Origin of the sequence: Brevibacillus fluminis (genome assembly GCF_003710825.1) — a bacterium.
Taxonomy (GTDB): Bacteria; Bacillota; Bacilli; order Brevibacillales; family Brevibacillaceae; genus Brevibacillus_D; species Brevibacillus_D fluminis.
Genome location: NZ_RHHQ01000008.1, coordinates 471,306 through 488,179 on the forward strand (window position 1 = coordinate 471,306; position 16,874 = coordinate 488,179).

Consider the following 16,874-nt stretch of genomic DNA (forward strand, 5'->3'; position numbering starts at 1 on the left):
AAAAGGAACAAGCAAAGATAAATGATGATAATCACCGCTCTCGGTACTTTCACATAAATTAGTTCAGAAGTATGGGCTAGGCGGAACCAATAACAATGGGTCCACCCTCTGCCTTTACGCAATGGAGGTATATGTATGATTAATTTCTATGCTTTTCAGGGGACCGTTACGATGATAAGCGATTTTGATACCGGGCAAAGTGGTGAAGGGGAAGGCTGCTATAAATTATTTTCTGTAGAAAACGGTTTAGGAGCAGTAGTTAATTTCGTCGTATCGCCTACAACTTACTTTGTAGACCATGTCATGGTGGAAATAGGCGATCGCGTAACTGGTTATTATGATGGGAATGCGCCTGTTCCTTTTATTTACCCTCCACAATATCAAGCGATTGTCATGGTAAAGGATAACCCAGTCCAGAATGTAAAAGTAAGTTATTTTAATAATCAGCTGGTGAGTAGCGACGGGCAATTACAAGTAAACATTTCTCCCTTTACCCAAATTGTGTTAACAAATGGACAATTCTTTTCCAATAGCCCCGCGAACCGAGATCTGATTGTTATTTATGGACCTTCCACAAGAAGCATCCCCGCCCAAACCACACCCTATCGAATCATCGTTTTGTGTTAGCGGTTATTCTCATTTGCCTTTAATGGGCTAGTAACAAAGGCTGCCGTATTCGTATCGGCAGCCTTGCTTTGTGTTTGTTCATTTTTTTCTCTTTTTTTATGTCCTACATTTTGCACACAACAATTGTAACTTTTTGTAAATTCCTCCGTCTATAATATGTCTCCTGTTTCTGCAGCCTGGTTCATGACTCACGCACCGATCATTTACGCACTCGAGGAGGGTTTCGTTTTATGTCCAGCATTGGGATTCCCGGTCTTATTTTATTACTTCTTACGGCTACACCGATCTTGCTCGTGTTTTACTTTTTGCTGAACCGAAAAATGGATTAACTGTCGGCAGCACAGTACACATCGAACGGCTAACTATCCCGCTGCCTCTCCCACGCTTTTTCGGCGGCTTGCTTGATCACGTGATTGCGCTGGACGAGGAATTTTTTCATATATGCCTCCAAAAACAGCCAGTCCGCCAGTTTGCCCAGCCAGCCGAGCGGTGACGTGTAGCGAAACGTGTCCTTCATCCAGGTGCCATCTGCAGTGGCCGTGAAATCGTGGGTGTGATGAAAGCTTTGGAAAGCCCCTTGGACCATCTCATCCACGAATCGCGCCGGTCGGTCAAACTCTGTGATTTTTGCCGTCAATCGCTGCTTGATCCCGAAATGGACCGCTTCCCAGGTGACGGTTTCACCAAGCTCGATCAGACCGGACGTGCGCCCTGCGATCGCCCGCTCCCCCGTTTGCGCCGTCGATTCCATATGCAGCTCAATGCTGCGAGAACAGTCAAAACAGATTTCGGGCGGCGCTTGAATAAACAGGTCGGTTTCAATCATCGGCATGTTCTCTCCTCCTTTCTCCCAAAGCCGGAAATCCCGCCCGGCTCCATAGCCACAGCGGGGTATGAATGTCAATCGGCGCCCATCCGCTGCCAGAAAGCGCCTGCTCCCATGCATCCGCAGCCGCCTGCCTGTCCTCCGCAGCGCCGCGCAAAATGTCCGGGGAACACAGCCCCAGTTGGACGGTCGCCTTTAAAATATGCGTATCGGGCGCGACCGTGATCAATTCCCGTGACTTCCAGCAAACGCCGGCATATGTCTCCAACACATATAGCCAATAATTGAAAATTTTCGGTCCCGACAAATACGGAAAGTCACGCTTTCGCTCTTTTTGCATAATCGTTTTCAACCGATCAATATCGCAGCCTGCGAATTCAATCAGCCCCGCCACGTTCCCCTGTGCAGATGACTGTACGATTCCTTGCGCCACACGCTGCCAAATCTCCGGGTGGCGGTTGGGCTGCAGTGCTACCCGATTGCGGAGCAGCGCTTTGCACAATACATCCCACTCGGCTTTCGCAGCTTTTTTCGGGACAAACACCCAGCGCGAGCCCTCGTCGCGATACGTATCCGCAATCGACTGCCACAGCGCATAGGCGTTTCTTTGGTAGTTCAATGACATGCCCAACGTCAATACATCAGGTAGCTCGTCTTGGGAAACCAAGCCGCAAAGCACATCCTCAGGCATGACCTCACCGCCGAGCGCCCCGTCTTCATGCGCCTGGATGAGCGCCTTAATCCGATGCAAAAATATATCCTGCTCCATGCGTTCCTCCCGACATGTTTTGGTAGTAACATACCGAATTTTTCTTGAAGTTTCAATTCTTCCATACAGAAATGCATACAATATGCACCAATTCATACATGCTGGCAAAATGCGGCGGCATATTTCATCTGACTCGCTTACATGCGGAAATGGCATACATTTTGCTTCCAATGAATGACTGGGAAAAAGGCTGCTGCTGCAAACCTATTCCCCTACCGGTCAGACCGGTCTTATCGGTTAAACCCAACTGTTTTTCGAATCCGGCAAAACGACGCCATCGGAGGAAACAATCATGAAATTTCGTTCAGTCAAAATGCGTATCATCGGCCTTATTCTGCCTCTTATCGTCCTTACGCTTCTGGCTGTGCTTATCTCGTCCTACCAGTACGCCCAATCGCTCCTGATCGCGCAGATCAATGAAAAAATGGACAACCAGCTACGGGCATCGCTGCACAAAATGGAAAAAGAGATGACGGCACATGCCAAAATACCGGAGGTGCTTGCCCGCACCGTCGAGCAATACAGCGGGAACGTGACACCTGCCCAATACGGTGCTATTACCTCCGGCTTGCTTGCGACCAATCCGTCGACATACGGGACAGGCATCTACTTTGAAGCTGGACGCTATCGGCCCGAGCTTCGTCTGTTCGGCGTCTACAGCTATCGCACGAACGGCAGCATCACCACGCTGATCAATGACAAGCAGGATTTGGACTACCTTGCCCTAGACTGGTACGAGACGGCAGCCGAATCAAACGCGAAAGCCATTTACACCGCTCCTTACTATGATCCGACGGTCAAAGCCTCGATGGTCACGGTCTCGGTCCCGATGCATGACGCACAGAAAAAGCTACTTGGTGTGGCGCTTGCCGATATTGATTTATCCTCGATCCAGCAGTTCGTCTTGCAAGAAAAGGTCGGCAAGACGGGATGGGCCTTCCTCATCGATCCGAAAGGCACTTATATTTTTCATCCGGATGCGAACAAAATGATGAAAACCGCGATCACAGGTGAAACAAATCCTGCCCTCGCCCGATTGGGCACCGCCATGCTAGCAGCCGACAGCGGCAGCGGCGTGTTTGCCGATGAGCATGGGGATGAGCGGGTGTTTTATCGCAAAATGGCCGATACCGGCTGGGTCATGGGCATGGTGATCCCACAAAGCGAGCTGTCAGCTCCGCTTACCTCCCTGCTCTCGATCCAAAGCGTTATCAGCTTGGCGGGAATCGCCGTGATTTTGGCCGCGATGTTGTTGTTTAGCCGCAGCCTGGTCCGCCAGCTTGCTTTAATGGGCCAACAGGTACAACGGTTGGCGATCGGCGATTTCACTCAACTAGTGGCTGTGAAGACTCGGGATGAATTCGGGCAAATGACCGAACGATTCCATGAAATGATCGAACGGCTGCGTGGCATGCTGGGCAAAGTGTCCGAAAGTGCCGTGCAGGTGGCCGCCACATCGGAGCAGCTAACCGCAAGCGCAGAGCAGACCACGCACGCGACTGACCAGATCGCCGCATCGATCCACGAGGTGGCGTCTGAAGTCGACAGGCAGCTCACAAGCATTCGCGATACACGCAAGCAAGTCGTCAGCGCCGCCCACCGCATGGAGAACATGGAGATCGTCATGAAACAGACAGCGCAATCATCGTTGGAGGCAAGCCGGAAAGCGAAAGACGGCGCCTTAGTCGTGGAACAGACGACCGGTCAGATGGACCGGATTGATGAAAAAGTCCAAGCAGTAGCTGGCCTGATCCACTCCCTCGGCATCAAGTCGGATGAAATCGGCAGCATCAGCGCGATGATTACGACCATTTCCGAACAAACCAATCTGCTCGCGCTCAATGCCGCGATTGAGGCGGCCCGTGCAGGCGAGCAAGGAAAAGGCTTCGCGGTGGTTGCCAATGAGGTGCGCAAATTGGCGGAACAATCGAGCAGAGCTGCCGGACACATCGCCCAAATCCTGGAGCTTGTTCAGCAGGAGACAGCGCAAGCGGTTGCTGCTGCCGAGGACGGAACCGCCGCTTTACAGGAAGGACGGCTGCTGATTCACCAGACCGGAACCGCATTTGGCGCGATTCGCGTCGCCATCGAGTCGTTTCACCAGCAGACGGGTGAAATCAGCTCCGATATCCACGCGATGAACAGCAGCATTCGCCTGATCGCCCAGGCGGTAGAAGGCATCTCTGGAGCGGCGGAAGTCTCCGCCGAAAATGCGCAGCAGGTGGCAGCTGCCGCCGAAGAGCAAAACGCCTCCATGCAGGAGGTCGCTTCGGCATCGCGGATGCTCGCCCAAATGGCAGAACAGCTTCAAGGCTCGATCGGCATGTTTCGGATTTGAATGGTCATTCAAAGCATTGACACGTTTCCAGCCTCTGGGTAAGGTAAAGCTATCTTGGGAAATGGGCGGTGGAAAAATGGGAGAAACATCCGGAACGGTCGTGGCGGTTAGCGTGAGCGAAACGCATACGTTCAGCAAGCACAATCAGGAAAGCATCCGGCTTGTGTCGGGACTTGGGGTCGAAGGCGATGCGCATGCCGGCGCAACGGTCAAGCATCGCTCGCGGGTCGCTCAGGACCCGACGCAGCCGAACTTGCGACAGGTTCATCTGATCCATGCCGAGCTGCTGGATGGATTGCAAGCGGCAGGCTTTCACGTCTATGCAGGCCAATTGGGGGAAAATGTGACGACCCGTGGTATCGATCTACTCGGACTGCCGGCCGGAGCACGGCTGTATTTGGGCGATGAAGCTGTCGTGGAAATCACCGGCCTGCGCAATCCTTGTCCGCAGATCGACAACTTCCAGCCGGGCCTCTTGGCTGAGGTCTTGAGTCGCAAAGAAGATGGCACCCTCAACCGCAAAGCCGGAATCATGGGAATCGTTCTGGCCAGCGGCGACATCCGCCCAGGTGATTCCATCCGCGTCGAGCTTCCCCCATTGCCGCACAAACCGCTGGAACGGGTTTAACATCACATCGTTTTATTACATAGCCGAGTTCCTTGCTTCGCGGGGAATTCGGCTTTTTTCAGATCCGAAACCATTGCCTTTTTCGCTCGTATATGTGGAAAGGAACCATTTTTTCTACGAGATACTTACTGTGCTCACATTTTGTTCTGCATGAAGGAGCTTTGCAATGAATTGGTACGAGCTGCAAAAGAGAAATGCCAAAGTCACCGGTTGGGTGGCAGTCTTCATCCTATTGCTCGGCTTCGGGACAGCTGGCTATGAGCTGTGGAAAAACCAGGCCGACCTGACACGCTCCATTCTATTGGCCACAGAATTCCTGGTGCTTTCGCTCATCTTGTTTGCAACAGCATGGCGCTTCAACCAAAAAGCGAAATGGAAGGAAAACGCGCGCACTCGGCAGGAAAGAGTCTCTTTCTTCTGCGACGATCAGGAGCTGATGCTGAAAAAGGCAGCCGGCATCGACCTGTGCTATCAGTACTATACCGTGGATGGAATACCGCTACTCACCTTTGCCGAAGAGAGAAAGCCGCTCAACAAAACCTTTGACCTCCTTTTGAACCTTGGCCCTTTTCTGAATCGGTCTTTTTCGGTGAAGGATAGTGACGGCAATGTGCGTTTGATACTCAGGCAGCGCTATGGGCTCAACTCGCCCGTCGATGTCTTTATGCCTGATGGCGAAAGGCTCGCACGCTATCACATGAGCCTGAAAAAATTTCAACTTGTTGTCGAGAATGAAGGCGGCGCCACGATCGCTGTGGCCCAAAGTGAATTCATGTCCCCTACGTTCACCACGTGTACGTCCGACGGGGCGCCACTATTTGCGGTCTTCAAGCGGGGAATGCCCGCGAGAAATCAAGAATATTTTTCATCAAGCGATGATTTGATTCACTTCACCTGGCAAAACCAGCCGGATAAGCGGCTCTACCTACAAATCATCATGGTGCCTGCCTTGTTGAAAATGATGTATTGGGATCATGCCTGATGCCATTGGAAGCCGAGAAGCTGTTTGCACAAAAAAGTAAAGGCGGAGAGCTGCGCTCATGCAGCCTCCGCCTTTTCTCATCCCTGCTACAAAAACCGCCGGTGCACTTTTTTTCCATCAAACGTAAACAGCACCGCCCGATCCTCGATCATCGTTTCCAGATGGACCGACTTGCCCCACAGCTGCTGCAGGTAAGGCATCGTCTTTTCGATGTATTTCACGTCCAGCTCCATGCCGTCGTACCAATGCTTGATATACAGCTCGCCGGTGCGCAAATAATCGCCGTCCATGACCGTCATGTAGGGGAATCCACCGTTCACCCGCGTGTTGGCCAAACCGTCCCGCACCTGCTCCCAAGCCTTTTCCTGTACGACCCAATCGTTCCCCTGCTTGCCGAACATGTACATGTCGAGATCATTGACCAAATCCTTGGTCAAATAGTTGCGGATAAACGAAATATCGGATTCGATCTCCCGTACCTCAAATAGTTTCTCGCGACCTTTTCCCGGCTTGCGTCCAAAGCGCTCTTGCTCTTCTTTTGTCGGCTTGTCATAGCGTCGCTCAATATCTTCAAAAATTTTCAACCCCAAATGGTACGGGTTGATGCTGGTCGGAGATGGCTGGATGACGGACGCGTGCAGCTTGGCGAAATCGATCGTTTCATCCTCCGTCAAATCCATCTCGCGCAAGATGCGGCTGTGCCAGTAGGAAGCCCAGCCTTCGTTCATGATCTTGGTCTCAATCTGCGGCCAAAAATACAGCATCTCCTCGCGCAAGATCGTCATGATGTCACGCTGCCACTCTTCGAGCTGCGGGCTGAACTGCTGAATGAACAGCATAATGTCCTTCTCCGGCTGCGGCGGGAATTTGCGGGCCTGCTGTTTGGGCTCCTCGGCGTTCCCCGTTTCATCCAGCTTCCACAAATCGTCGTACCGGCCCGGTTTCTTCGACGTTCCTTGGGTAGAGTCGCCCTGCTCATCCACGGCCTTCTTCCAGCTCAGCTTAGGACGCATCAGGCTCGGATCAATGTGCTCCTGAATCGCCAGGCACGCATCCAGCAGGTTTTCCACCGCCTCCTTACCGTGGGCGATTTCATACTGGCGGATGCGTTCCGAGCTGGCCGCCATGCTCTCCACCATGTCCCGCTTCGTATTGGAAAAGCGGACGTTGTTTTTGAAAAAGTCGCAGTGCCCGAGCACGTGCGCGACGATTAGCTTGTTTTGGATCAGGCTGTTGCCGTCCAGCAAAAAGGCATAGCACGGGTCGGAGTTGATGACCAGCTCATAGATTTTGCTCAGGCCCAGCTCATATTGCAGCCGCATCCGGTAAAAGCTTTTGCCGAAGCTCCAGTGCGAAAACCGCGTCGGCATCCCGTAAGCACCAAACGTATAAATGATGTCTGAGGGACAAATCTCATAGCGCATTGGATAAAAATCAAGGCCGAACCCTTTCGCGATCTCCGTTATTTCGTCAATGGCATATTCCAGCGCCTTCTGCTCGTCGATTCTCATGTCTTCCCCCTCGCTTTCCCACTCGCTTACTTTATGTATATGGAAGTCAGAGCCCGATTGAGCACTATTTCTTGCAGTTCGGTAATCCTCACTTGACAAGTCGGAATAATCCGCCGGAAAATGGAAGAAATCAAGAAAAGGGCTGGTGAACGCAGAATGGCGAAAAAACGGCTTGACCACGTTGGGCTTGCAGTCAAAGATTTCGATAAAGCGATTGAATTTTACCAAAAGATCGTCGGCTTCGAGCTGAAAGGCACGCTGACGCACACGAATGGCGTCATTCGCTTGGCATTCCTCGGATTCAACAATTCGGACGAGACGGAGCTGGAGATCATCCACGGCTACAACGATCACCTGCCGACTGAAGGCAAGGTGCACCATTTTGCAATCAATGTGGACAATCTGGAGGAAGAATACGAGCGGGTTAAGCAGCTGGGCGCGCAGTTCGTCGATCCCGAGATCGTCACGCTGCCCAATGGCTTCCGCTACTTTTTCATCTATGGGCCAGAAGGCGAATGGGTGGAATTTTTCCAGCGGTAACCTTTTTGCCGCCTGGACAACAAGAAAAAACGGCGTCCTACCTTCGTCAGGTACGGTGCCGTTTTCTTCTATCTACAAAGTATAAGTGCGAATCATTCAAACTCCAGCAAACCCTTTTTGGCTGCATAGCGAACCAGCTCCGGCCGCGTTTTGAGATGCAGCTTCTCCATGATCTTCGTTTTGTGCGTTTCGATCGTTTTCACCGACAGAATCAGCTGCTCGGCGATTTCTTTGTTGGAATAGCCCCGCGCGATCAGCGACAGGATCTCCCGCTCTCGATCGGTCAACACATCGAATTTGCCTTGGTCTTCCCCGTTTTGCACGCGTTGCAAAAATTCCTGAATCAATGATTTGGTTGCCGACGGATACAGGTATGCGGCTCCGCTGTGCACCTGGCGAATCGCGGTGATCAGGTCGAAATCAGGAGCGCTTTTCAAAATATAGCCGGAAGCCCCTGCTTGCAGCACACGGAACAAATACTCCTCGTCATCATGCATCGTGAGGATCAGGATGTGGACATCCGGCGCGGCATCCTTGATGCGGGCGGTAGCGGACAGCCCGCTTTCTCCAGGCGGCATGCTGATGTCCATCACAACGATATCCGGTTTGATGGCGAGGGTCTTGTCGAACGCCTCCCTACCGTCTGCCGCCGACTCGACGACCTCCATGTCCGGCTGCGCGTTAATCAGCATGGAGAGGCCGGAGCGAACCACGGCGTGGTCATCAGCGATTAGTACGCGGATCGACATGAATGTGCTCTCCTTTCTCATCCAGCGGAATGCTGACCAGTATCGTGGTTCCTTTTGCCAGCTCGGATGTGATTGTGAGCTGACCGCCCAAGAGGCTAGCCCGCTCCTGCATACCGTACAACCCGAGGCCGGTGCCGGCAGCCTCCACTTGATCGAGGCGGAATCCTTTGCCTTGGTCGGCGATGCACATCTCGATCTTGTCGCCTGAATCATGGATGGATACCGTCAGCTTATCGGTATCAGCATATTTGGCAGCATTGGTCATCGCTTCCTGACAGATCCGATACAGCGTCGTCTCCACCACCGGTGCATAGCGGCGGCGCGTTCCTTTGCTGTCCAGTTGAAGCTCGATGCCGAAAATCTGCTCGAACCGCTTCATGTACGAACGGATCGCCGGAACGAGGCCAAGGTCATCCAATGCAGACGGCCGCAGCTCGACGGCAAGGCTTTTCACTTCCTCCAACGCGCGTGCCGTCATTTGCTGCACAGTCGCGAGATGGTTCGTCATTTGCTCATCCATCTTAACTTGGTTGATTACGTTCAATCCAACGAGGATGCTGTACAGCGCCTGCCCCACACCATCGTGCAGCTCGCGCGATAGGCGTTTGCGCTCTTCCTCCTGCGCCTGAATCACATAGTTGGTCATCAAAAGCAGATTGCGCTCGCGCTCCGCTTTCTGCTGTTCTGACATATCGCGCAGCACGACTACCAACGCCGCGGATGAGCGGTGCGGCAGCTGCGTCGAGCTCGCTGCAACGGGAAATTCTTTTCCGGATTTGGTCAACACCTTCATTTCGAACGAAGGCGCCATCATTTTTTTCGTAAAGCAATCCATGCAGGTAGCTTCTGCCGTGCAAGTCGCAACTCCCCTGCAAATCTGGCAAAAGTGAATTTTGCCCACCATTTCTTGGCTGCTCCATTCTGTTAGCTGTTCGGCTGCGGGATTGGCCCCGATCACGAATCCATCTTGATCCAACACCAGAATCGCATCGGTGAGATGCTGGAAAATAGACCGGAGAAGCGAGGAAGTCTCCTTGTCCGCATCAATGTTCTCCAACCATGTCATCAGCCCGTTCCCTCCTCTACACACTGTTCCTTCTATGATAACCCATCCACTGGAAGGAAAACAGCGTAACCGGCAACAGGATTATGAACGAAGCGTGTCACCTAACCACTCTGCAGCGCTAACAATTTTGGATAATTCTTCTGTGAAAACCCTGATTTGGCGACACCCGACCAACAGCACGCCGCAAATCGACTCTTCATGCATGACAGGCACCGCTACGGCTGACTTCAACCCTTCTGCCAAGAGTATCGCGTATTCGCTCGGATCATCGCCACTTTTTGGAAAAAACGACGGGATCATCATCAGGCGACCGGAGCGCAGGACGTTGCCGATCATACCTTTGCGACTGAAGATGATTTTTTTGTAGCGCTCATTCCGATTGCCTGACGCATATTGCCAGCGCATCCGCTGTTCATGCTCTTCCATCAAAGCGATTGCAGCAAAATCCGCATTCGTTTCATCCCGCAGCCAGCTGAGCATTCCGCTGATAGACCATGCACCGTTCTCCATGCTTTCCCCTCCCCTGCAACGAATCTGATACGTCAGAAAAGAGAGGACATCTCCTCTCTTTTCTCTCGCGCTAGCGTATGTCAACCATCCAAACCGATACCGATCCTGCTTTTACCAAGTACGAATCGGCGGCGAACCTGGAGGTGCATTCACCAGCAGCTCATAAATCGGATACCCGTAAGCGAGCACGAGCAAGAGGACAGTCAGCGTCAACCAGATGCTCCAACGCTCCAAAATCGCAGGCGCAACCTCCTTCGGATCAGCCGTTTCGGCGATCGGATATGCAGTTTCGCCTTTTGGCGCAAAGAATACCAGATTGATCACGATGCCGATCATCAGGACTGCCGCAAAGAACAGCAGGTAGCCACCGACTGCGGCGATTTTGTTATACGACAGCCATTCCAGCGGCACTTGGCTCGTGCCGTACTCGGCGAATGCCGTTCGGCGCGGAGCGCCTAGCAGCCCGACATGGTGCATCGCGCCGGACATCAGGAGCATCCCCACCGTCCACAGTCCGGTTTGGAACATACCGATGCGATTGACCTTCGGCGTCAGTACGCGTCCGGTCAGCTGCGGAATCAACCAGTAGCTCACCCCGAAAAACGTAAGTGCAACGGTCGTCGCAACGGTCAAGTGGAAGTGACCGGTAACCCAGATGGTGTTATGCACGATGGCATTGAGTTGGTTACTAGCGTTAATGATCCCGCCCGCACCACCAGGTATGAAAGCAGCCATCCCGATAAACGGAGCCACAAAGCGGACATCTTTCCACGGCAGCTTGGTAAACCACCCAAACAGCGCTTTGCCGCCAAGTTCGCGGCCGCGGCGCTCAAACACGGCAAACATCGAAAACGCGGTCATCATCGATGGCAATGCAACCGTCAAGGTCAAGATGACATGGATAAATTTCCAGTGTGCCGAAATCCCTGGCTCCATCAGCTGATGGTGGAAGCCGACCGGCGTGGAGAACAGCAGGAACAAGATAAAGGAGAGACGTGCCAGCGTATCGCTGAATACCTTGCCCCCGATGATTTTCGGAATGCACACGTACCAAACGACATAAGCAGGCATCAGCCAGAAGTACACCAGCGGATGGCCGAAATACCAGAACAGCGTGCGGCTCAGGACGACGTCGATCGTCGGCACCCAGCCAAGCGACCAAGGGATCAGCTGGAACAGAACTTCAGCCGCTACGCCAAGCGTCGCGATTTGCCAAAGCGCCATCGTGGTGACCGCCATGAATGCGAGCAGCGGGGAACGCTGTCCTTTGTTCGCTTTGCACCATCTCGCATACGCGGCGAACATCGCATAGCCGCCAAACCAGGAGCCGACCACGATCAACGCAGCCGCGATGTAGAAGAACGGAGATGCTTTCAACGGTGCATAAAAGGTATAGAGTACGGTTGCATTGTTTTGCAAAATGGTGATCGTTCCCATTACGGTCCCGATCGTCATCAAAATCCAGCAAATCCAGGCCAGCTTCCGTTCAAGTGCAGTCAAGCCGCCTGTCGTTTTCGCCACGCCGGAAAGCAGGAATCCGACGATGAAATAAGTGGTGAACACCAACCCCATCAGCACGCCATGTGCCGTCAGGATTTGGTAATAGTTAATCCCGCTGGGCAGCGTCAGCATGCCGGCGCGCACCAGCCCTTGTATCACACCAGCCAGGGCAGCGATTCCAAAGGCGACGAACGCCACCAGAATGTGGTACAGGCTGACGCGGGCAGTCGCCGGGTCCAAACGCCCTTCTTGCTGCAAGCCGGGGAAGAACTGAGTCATCATGGTATGTCACATCCTTTCACTACTTCACGATAATCTGCGTACCCATCTTTTCATGCGCGATCCCACAATACTCGTTGCAAAGGATCAGGTACTCGCCCGGTTTGTCAAAGGTGTGTGTCACCGTACTGATATGCCCCGGCAAAATCATCATGTTGACCGCCGTTCCCGGAATCTCGAATCCGTGCACAACATCCTTGCTGGTCACGTGAAAGTTAATCTTGGCGCCCGCCGGTATTTCCACATTGGCGGGTGCATAACCGAAGGCAAACGAGGTCATGTTCAAGTCGTACTCGTTGTCGCCTACTTTCACCAAACCTGGTTTATCAAAAGGTGGCGTCTGATCCACCTTTGTTGGATCAATCGTATTCAGATCACTCGGTGGCATCATTCCGGAGTGATATGCGTTGATACCTAGCAAAACAATGAACAGAATAAGGACACCGCCGCCGAAGAGCAGCCAAATCTTTTCAAAACGATGCAAATGCATTCCTAACCCTCCAATCGCACTCTACCTGCCAAATCTTTCGCGCTATGACCTCTCCAGGAAGAGATAAAAAACCGCCAGCCAGGTTACCACGATAAAAGCTCCCAATAAAAGAACCGACACCAGCGTTCCTTTGAGAGAGTCCGTTTCGTTCTCATTGCGCTTCGGCGCCCCTGGTCTTCCCATCCCGATCCCCTCCTTTTTCCTTCGATGACGACTTAGGTTACGTGTGTCGTAACCAGGCAGCAAATTTACAGTTTCATTGTAAGGCGGGCTGAGTAGCTGCGTATGTAGGGGAACTCCCTGAACCTCAGGCAGGAAATCCCTGAATTTCGCTCCTCCATCCCCTGACAGATCTGCCAGACGCGCAAAAACCGCATGGAATAGGCTGGATGGGAAATGCTAGGAAACAGGAAAAACTGACGAAGCCCGCTTGCGGGGACCTGGGGGATATGGAATGGAGCACCTTTCAACCAAACGAAAAGTAACGATTATGATCGCGGTGATGGCCGCCATGCTGTTTGCCTCCATCAACCAGACGATCGTCGGAACGGCGCTGCCGCGCATCATTGCCAAGCTAGGAGGGATGGAGTACTACAGCTGGGTGTTCACGATTTACATGCTGACCTCCAGCGTGACGACCATTCTGGCGGGACGCCTCTCTGATTTGTACGGCCGCAAGCCCTTTCTGCTCTTCGGCGTAGGGATTTTCCTGATCGGGGCCTTCCTGTCGGGCACCTCAACCACCATCATTCAGCTGATTTTATACCGGGGCATTCAGGGGATCGGAAGCGGTCTCATCATGTCTGCCGCCTTTTCAGCGGTCGGTGACCTTTTCTCGCCACGCGAACGCGGGCGCTGGACAGGCTACATGAGCGCGATCTTCGGCTTTTCGAGCGTGCTCGGCCCGGTCATGGGCGGTTATATCGTAGACAGACTCGACTGGCATTGGATCTTCTGGATTTTCCTGCCGCTCGGCATCGTGGCATTAGTGATGATCTGGATGATGTTTCCGTCAGTTCCGCACAGCGAATCCGAGCACGTCGATTATTGGGGCTCGCTCCTGCTGACTGTCACCGTCGTGCCGCTTTTGCTCGTACTCAGCTGGGGCGGTTCACAGTATGCGTGGAGCTCCCCGCCGATCCTCGGCTTGATCGCCATCGCGCTGATCGCGCTGATTTTGTTTCTGTTCGTCGAAAAACGGGCCGAAAATCCCGTCATCCCTTTGCAGCTGTTCAAAAGCAGCGTATTCACCATATCCAACCTGTCTGCCTTCACCATGAGCGTCGGGATGTTCGGTGCGATCATGTACATGCCGTTTTTCGTGCAAGGGGTGCTGGGACAGACGGCAACCCACTCCAGCTTTATCATGATTCCGCTCACGCTGTCGCTGGTCATCGGCAGCATGGTGAGCGGCCAGCTCATCACCCGCACCGGCTCGTACAAATGGCTCGCTTTGACCGGGTTGTTTTTGACCGTCGCCGGCATCTGGCTGATGTCACGGATGACGCCGGAAACACCGACAGCGCACATCGTCTGGAACAACATCATCACCGGCGTTGGGTTGGGGCTTGGGATTCCGGTGTTTTCCCTCACCGTCCAAAATGCGGTCAAGCAAAACCTGCTTGGTGTTGCCACCGCTTCCACACAGTTTTTCCGCTCGCTAGGCGGTACCGTCGGCGTGTCGGTAATGGGCACCGTGATGGCCCACCGGATGTCTTCGAAGGCGATGGAGCTGTTTGCCGGGCTGGGTGACTTACGGACGTCCCAAGTGATGCACACGGCGCAGGTACGCTTGATGGGTGTCAATCCCGAGCTGGACAAATACATGAAGCAGCTGGAAAATCCGCAGGTGCTGCTCGACGCCGCCAAGCTGGAGCAGCTGCGCAGCTCGCTGCCGCCTGAGCTACAAGGCATGTTTTCCGATTTGATTGCGATCTTGCGCGAATCGCTCAGTTACTCACTTTCCGGCGTCTTTTTGACCGGAGCGCTGGTTGTTTTCTTTGCCTTCCTGCTGACGTTTTTCTTGAAAGAAGTGCCGCTCAGGGGGAGCGCGACGAAATAGCGGTGAACGCAAAAAAGAGGCAAACAGGGCTGGACGTGTTTGCCTCTTTTTTTGTGACATCATTTTCGTGGTAATATTCAAAAAATTACATTTTACACTTGATCCTTACGTAACGTAATGATTTATGATGTAGATACCGGTAAAAACCTCGCGCGAAAAAAAGGGGATGATCATGAAACGGGAGTGGAAAGTTGGAGAACTTCGTTACTTTATTTACTATGAATCGCATGGATTAAGCCAGTTAAGATAAACGCGGAAAACGTACGCTAAGCTTAAAAATGAGAGGGAGTGGAAGAGAATGACGAAACAAACACGAATTGGTAAAACAGATTTAGTTGTCAATCCAATCGGACTTGGAACAAGCGCTGTAGGTGGGCACAATATTTTCCCTGATTTAAATGAAGAAGTAGGAAAAGATTTGGTGCGGGCTGCGATCAACCATGGAGTGAATTTTTTTGATACAGCGTTTTTTTATGGAACAGGACGTTCAGAGGAGCTAGTAGGTGAAGTGATAAAAGAAGCAGGAAAGCGTCATGAACTCATCCTTGCAACAAAAGCCGGCCTTACACTTGTCGGCAATGATATTGCCATGGATAATTCGCCTGCTTTTTTAAAACAAGCCGTTGAAGATAGTTTGAAAAAGCTACAAACAGATTACATAGATTTATTTTATATTCATGTTCCAGATCAGGATACACCAAAAGATGAGGCGGTTGGAGTCCTAAAACAGCTAAAGGACGAAGGTAAAATTAGAGCAATTGGCGTTTCTAACTTCTCACTTGAACAATTGAAAGAAGCGAATAAGGATGGTTATGTCGATGTATTACAGGGAAACTACAATTTGCTGCAGCGTGAAGCGGAACAAGAATTCTTTCCATATACGACAGAGAATACTATCTCGTTTATTCCATACTTTCCACTAGCATCTGGCTTGCTGGCCGGTACATACAATAAGGATATGACATTCAATGATCTACGCAAAGATATGCCTCACTTCCAGGGCGATACATTTAAAAAAAATCTAGAAAAGGTAGAGCAGCTCCGTAAAATTGCAAATGAAAAAAATGCCGAAGTTGCTCATGTAGTCCTTGCTTGGTATTTAGCGCATGATTCAATTGATGTTGTCATTCCCGGAGCAAAAAGAGCAGAGCAAGTGCTGGATAATTTAAAAACATTTGACGTCCACCTGACAGAAGAAGAAATCGATGAAATTGATCGTATTTTTAAATAGGTTCTCTGTGGCGAACCTTCGTACTACTGCCCTCCCCTCACTATCTGTAACGGCAAGTTTTTGAAATTTTACGTCCCCACTTATAGTGTGAAATTCGCAAACAAAAAGCTCCCATCTCCACTTTAGCAGTGGTTCTGGAAGCTTATTTGTTTACATTTGGGACAGCCCCCCCGGGCTAAAACCAACTGTTTTCAGCTTTGTTGACCGATCGCTTCGAGACTAATATCGATACTTTCTCCATATGCAGCTATTTTCATGGCTTAAGAACGTAGGAATTGCGTTACGATTTTTTTATGATGTAATATCATCGAAATTCTGCAAAAGGCGCAGCTCCAGCCCTTTTTCATTTGTTGTTAGTTCTTGCATGATCGGAATAGTCATATCGGTATTGGGATTGTATTTCAGGCCCCAGTGCATAATGGCAAAAACGACCGGAAACAGGTCAAGTGCCTTTTGTGTTGGTCGGTACATAGTTTGTGCGCGGTTTGATTCTCCTTCTATCTTGACGAGCAGGCCTGCTTCAACGAGTGATTGGAGCCGTGCGCTCAAAATATTAGTTGAGATGTGCTCGCGTGAAGCAAGAAACTCGCGGTAATACCGCTTGTTATGGATAAGGACGTCACGAAGTATGACTAGGCTCCAGGGATCGCCCCATATGTCGAGCGCATATACAATTGGACAAACTGTGGAAGATCGCTTTTTCATGAGAATGATTATACAATTCGTGCTTGCATTTTGCAAGTTCGTACTTGCGTTTTGCAAGTAC

The 16,874-nt window shown here is 51.7% G+C and carries 17 protein-coding genes; 7 read left to right on the forward strand and 10 right to left on the reverse strand.

The genetic code is table 11. The features are described 5' to 3' along the window. Positions 1-135 precede the first annotated feature (135 nt). The gene (locus tag EDM56_RS11620) at positions 136-627 is read left to right on the forward strand and encodes a hypothetical protein (protein WP_122918060.1); all 492 of its coding nucleotides are present in this window, start codon (positions 136-138) and stop codon (positions 625-627) included. Positions 628-985: 358 nt separating this feature from the next. On the opposite strand, the gene EDM56_RS11625 is transcribed toward EDM56_RS11620, so the two are convergent. Further along, positions 986-1,459, reverse strand: coding sequence for an SRPBCC family protein (locus EDM56_RS11625; RefSeq protein WP_122918061.1), 474 nt, complete (start codon positions 1,457-1,459; stop codon positions 986-988). Next, entirely contained in the window at positions 1,446-2,222 is a 777-nt protein-coding gene (locus EDM56_RS11630; protein WP_122918062.1) for a hypothetical protein, read from the reverse strand. Before EDM56_RS11630 ends, EDM56_RS11625 begins: the two co-directional genes overlap by 14 nt. A gap of 292 nt (positions 2,223-2,514) precedes the next feature. Here EDM56_RS11630 and EDM56_RS11635 point away from each other — a divergent pair, with 292 nt between their 5' ends. The 3 genes from EDM56_RS11635 to EDM56_RS11645 all read left to right on the forward strand — a co-directional run bounded on the left by EDM56_RS11635 (position 2,515) and on the right by EDM56_RS11645 (position 6,170). Further along, positions 2,515-4,560, forward strand: coding sequence for a methyl-accepting chemotaxis protein (locus EDM56_RS11635; protein WP_122918063.1), 2,046 nt, complete (start codon positions 2,515-2,517; stop codon positions 4,558-4,560). Positions 4,561-4,636: 76 nt separating this feature from the next. Continuing rightward, the gene (locus EDM56_RS11640) at positions 4,637-5,188 is read left to right on the forward strand and encodes an MOSC domain-containing protein (RefSeq protein WP_183192394.1); all 552 of its coding nucleotides are present in this window, start codon (positions 4,637-4,639) and stop codon (positions 5,186-5,188) included. Positions 5,189-5,354: 166 nt separating this feature from the next. Further along, positions 5,355-6,170, forward strand: a complete 816-nt coding sequence (locus EDM56_RS11645; RefSeq protein ID WP_122918065.1) for a hypothetical protein — start codon at positions 5,355-5,357, stop codon at positions 6,168-6,170. A gap of 86 nt (positions 6,171-6,256) precedes the next feature. Here the strand turns inward: EDM56_RS11645 and EDM56_RS11650 are convergent, their stop codons facing one another. Further along, the gene (locus tag EDM56_RS11650; RefSeq protein ID WP_122918066.1) at positions 6,257-7,681 is read right to left on the reverse strand and encodes a SpoVR family protein; all 1,425 of its coding nucleotides are present in this window, start codon (positions 7,679-7,681) and stop codon (positions 6,257-6,259) included. A 156-nt stretch (positions 7,682-7,837) separates the two neighbouring features. Here EDM56_RS11650 and EDM56_RS11655 point away from each other — a divergent pair, with 156 nt between their 5' ends. Then, entirely contained in the window at positions 7,838-8,221 is a 384-nt protein-coding gene (locus EDM56_RS11655) for a VOC family protein (protein ID WP_122918067.1), read from the forward strand. Between the two features lie 92 nt (positions 8,222-8,313). On the opposite strand, the gene EDM56_RS11660 is transcribed toward EDM56_RS11655, so the two are convergent. The 6 genes from EDM56_RS11660 to EDM56_RS11685 all read right to left on the reverse strand — a co-directional run bounded on the left by EDM56_RS11660 (position 8,314) and on the right by EDM56_RS11685 (position 12,998). Next, complete coding sequence (locus EDM56_RS11660) at positions 8,314-8,970, reverse strand: response regulator (protein WP_122918068.1); 657 nt, start codon at positions 8,968-8,970, stop codon at positions 8,314-8,316. Beyond that, positions 8,945-10,036 (reverse strand): sensor histidine kinase, encoded by a 1,092-nt coding sequence (locus EDM56_RS11665; RefSeq protein WP_122918069.1) that lies wholly within the window; start codon positions 10,034-10,036, stop codon positions 8,945-8,947. The genes EDM56_RS11660 and EDM56_RS11665 overlap by 26 nt, the downstream gene beginning before the upstream one ends. Before the next feature lie 81 nt (positions 10,037-10,117). After that, positions 10,118-10,546, reverse strand: a complete 429-nt coding sequence (locus EDM56_RS11670; RefSeq protein ID WP_122918070.1) for a GAF domain-containing protein — start codon at positions 10,544-10,546, stop codon at positions 10,118-10,120. A 111-nt stretch (positions 10,547-10,657) separates the two neighbouring features. Beyond that, entirely contained in the window at positions 10,658-12,328 is a 1,671-nt protein-coding gene (locus EDM56_RS11675) for a b(o/a)3-type cytochrome-c oxidase subunit 1 (protein WP_122918071.1), read from the reverse strand. 19 nt (positions 12,329-12,347) lie between these two features. After that, complete coding sequence (locus EDM56_RS11680; protein ID WP_122918072.1) at positions 12,348-12,815, reverse strand: cytochrome c oxidase subunit II; 468 nt, start codon at positions 12,813-12,815, stop codon at positions 12,348-12,350. 42 nt (positions 12,816-12,857) lie between these two features. Further along, positions 12,858-12,998 carry a cytochrome c oxidase subunit 2A gene (locus EDM56_RS11685; protein ID WP_122918073.1) on the reverse strand — a complete coding sequence of 47 codons (141 nt, stop codon included), beginning with the start codon at positions 12,996-12,998 and terminating at the stop codon, positions 12,858-12,860. Positions 12,999-13,269: 271 nt separating this feature from the next. Between EDM56_RS11685 and EDM56_RS11690 the strand changes: the two genes are divergently transcribed. Both EDM56_RS11690 and EDM56_RS11695 read left to right on the forward strand, forming a co-directional pair. After that, complete coding sequence (locus tag EDM56_RS11690) at positions 13,270-14,877, forward strand: MDR family MFS transporter (protein ID WP_122918074.1); 1,608 nt, start codon at positions 13,270-13,272, stop codon at positions 14,875-14,877. Positions 14,878-15,175: 298 nt separating this feature from the next. Continuing rightward, positions 15,176-16,108, forward strand: coding sequence for an aldo/keto reductase (locus tag EDM56_RS11695; protein WP_122918075.1), 933 nt, complete (start codon positions 15,176-15,178; stop codon positions 16,106-16,108). A gap of 291 nt (positions 16,109-16,399) precedes the next feature. On the opposite strand, the gene EDM56_RS11700 is transcribed toward EDM56_RS11695, so the two are convergent. Continuing rightward, on the reverse strand, positions 16,400-16,813 hold the full coding sequence (locus EDM56_RS11700; RefSeq protein WP_122918076.1) for a winged helix-turn-helix transcriptional regulator: 414 nt from the start codon (positions 16,811-16,813) through the stop codon (positions 16,400-16,402). Positions 16,814-16,874 lie beyond the last annotated feature (61 nt).